This is a genomic window from Photobacterium lucens (assembly GCF_009873615.1).
Classification (GTDB): domain Bacteria; phylum Pseudomonadota; class Gammaproteobacteria; order Enterobacterales; family Vibrionaceae; genus Photobacterium; species Photobacterium lucens.
This window is the reverse complement of the sequence record NZ_SSMG01000203.1, coordinates 1-1,561: the sequence shown is the minus strand read 5'-3', so window position 1 is coordinate 1,561 and position 1,561 is coordinate 1. Positions and strand designations below refer to the sequence as shown.

Here is a 1,561-nt window from a genome sequence, read left to right as displayed (position 1 = left end):
ACGTTATATCTGGTTAATTATGAATATTTTTATTGCCGAAAATCGTCATCTACGTAAGTTCTTCCATCAATATGCAGAGCATGAAGTTGCCATTATGAATGATCTTCATGAGCGTCTTCCTACCTTACTTACGCTACATAATGGCAAAATTAAATCTGTCCCTCATGGCATGTATCAAAAGCATCGTGTATTGGAATACAAGATAGTTGTCGCACCGGATACCGCTTTTCGAGTGGCATTTACAGTTGCCGATAACATAATCACGGTGTTCTTTATCAGTGATGTATTAATAAAGGCGCATTTCTGTAAGTTGTTAGCAAAGACTGATCTACTTGATTAGGAGGCGATATGTCAAAGATTCATATTTCTCATGTTGAAGTGAGTTGTGAACGTTTTCTTAAATCAATGAATATAGGTGATGCGTTTGAAGTGCTAACGTTTAAAAAAGATCGTGGCTTTTGTATTTTAAAATCATCAAAAGCAGAGTTTTGCTTTAAACAATTTGGTTATATTGATCAAAGGGTGACATTAGAATTAAGTGCGTTAAAGAAATATATTAAAAAGGCGATTAAAGTTGAGTTTCCAAGAAGTAATATTGCTTGGGTTGAACATTTTCAACAGGTTGATTCTATTGATGATTTAAAACGTAATGGACAAGCGCAATATCATTTGTTTTAACTTATTATATTACTCAATATTAATGGTTTAATAATCTGTTTCAGGAATAAAAAAATTTAAGATAAGTATAAATTTTCTGATTTGTTGTATGAAGTTTCTAGCGTTATAAAGCCTTTTTTATTTCGATTGGAACGAATATGAATTACGACAAACTTATTGATGCCTTATTTACTCAGGGTTGGTTTGTCTGGGATGACTTTTTAGCTCAGGATGAGGTTAAAGCATTGAAAGATTGTATTCCACAAGACTGGAGCCAAGCTGGTATCGGTCGTAATGATGAATACATGACTCAAAAGTCTATTCGAAGTGATAAAATTCAGTGGTTATCGGATGACATGGGTAAGCCTGTTGCTGATTTTCTCCAACGCATGAATGAGATCCGATTAGAAGTGAACCGTCATTTTTATCTCGGATTATTTGAATACGAAGCCCATTTTGCAAAATATGAGCAAGGTGATTTTTATCAAAAGCACTTAGATTGTTTCCGAGGTCAAGAGAATCGTAAACTTACTACTGTGTTTTACCTTAATGATGATTGGAAGCCAGAACATGGTGGTCGTCTGAAAATGTATGATTTGGACGATAACGAACTCGCTACTTTAGATCCAAAAGCAGGGCGCTTAGTTGTCTTCTTATCTGAACTGTTTCCTCATGAAGTCTTACCTGCAACGCAACGACGTTTTAGTATTGCAGGTTGGTTCCGTACTAATGGTGTAACAGGTAATCAGCTCGATATTGCACGCTAATAATTAAAAGGAAGAGAGTCATTTGGCTCTCTTTTTTATTAGTTTCAGTTTACTAAAGCTATCGTTAATCAAGAAAGATGATCTTTATTATAAAAGAAGTTTTTTTTATTGATAATGGAAATAAATTTATAATGTGT

General features: G+C 34.0%; 3 protein-coding genes. All 3 read left to right on the top strand.

The window, feature by feature from the left end; translation table 11 throughout:
* Positions 1 to 340: hypothetical protein (locus E5A76_RS09565; RefSeq protein ID WP_262383647.1), on the top strand; the 340-nt coding region annotated here is incomplete at its 5' end.
* Between the two features lie 8 nt (positions 341 to 348).
* On the top strand, positions 349 to 678 hold the full coding sequence (locus E5A76_RS09560) for a hypothetical protein (protein WP_161118783.1): 330 nt from the start codon (positions 349 to 351) through the stop codon (positions 676 to 678).
* Between the two features lie 137 nt (positions 679 to 815).
* Positions 816 to 1,424, top strand: coding sequence for a 2OG-Fe(II) oxygenase (locus tag E5A76_RS09555; protein ID WP_053989535.1), 609 nt, complete (start codon positions 816 to 818; stop codon positions 1,422 to 1,424).
* The last annotated feature ends 137 nt before the right edge of the window (positions 1,425 to 1,561 follow it).

What these genes read in the sequence shown, in the direction of transcription:
- E5A76_RS09555 (WP_053989535.1), top strand. Translation starts at nt 816, where the DNA reads ATGAATTACGACAAACTTATTGATGCCTTATTTACTCAGGGTTGGTTT.
- E5A76_RS09560 (WP_161118783.1), top strand. Translation starts at nt 349, where the DNA reads ATGTCAAAGATTCATATTTCTCATGTTGAAGTGAGTTGTGAACGTTTT.